The organism is Arenibacter sp. F26102 (assembly GCF_023015865.1).
Classification (GTDB): Bacteria; Bacteroidota; Bacteroidia; order Flavobacteriales; family Flavobacteriaceae; genus Arenibacter.
In genome coordinates this window covers 1-324 of sequence record NZ_JALKBC010000069.1, presented here as the reverse complement: position 1 = coordinate 324, position 324 = coordinate 1, and the positions used below count along the sequence as shown (strand labels likewise).

The window sequence follows — 324 nt, the reverse complement described above, 5'->3', positions numbered from 1 at the left end:
TCCGGGGTGCCCTATGTGGCATACCAAGACAGTACTAAGGAAGGTAAGGCGACGGTCCAAAGGTTCAATGGCAATGCATGGGAAGTGGTTGGTAACGCTGGTTTTTCTGGCGGACAAGCACTTTTTACAGATTTGGCGATGGACCAAAATGGAAATTTATATGTGGCCTATGCCAGCCCGAATGCTTTTGTAAAGAAATTTGTCCCTGCGGCCCTGGCAGATCAGGTGGTTCCCACCATTACCTGCCCAACAGATATTGTTCAGGATGCAGGACCCCAATGTTTTATTTCGGTAACACTTACTGATCCAATTGCGTCTGATAAT

At 47.2% G+C, this 324-nt stretch carries 1 protein-coding gene; it reads left to right on the top strand.

Going from position 1 to position 324, the window contains the following annotated elements; translation table 11 throughout:
• The coding region (locus MWU78_RS22305; RefSeq protein ID WP_247002029.1) for a hypothetical protein at positions 1-324 on the top strand (324 nt) is incomplete at both ends.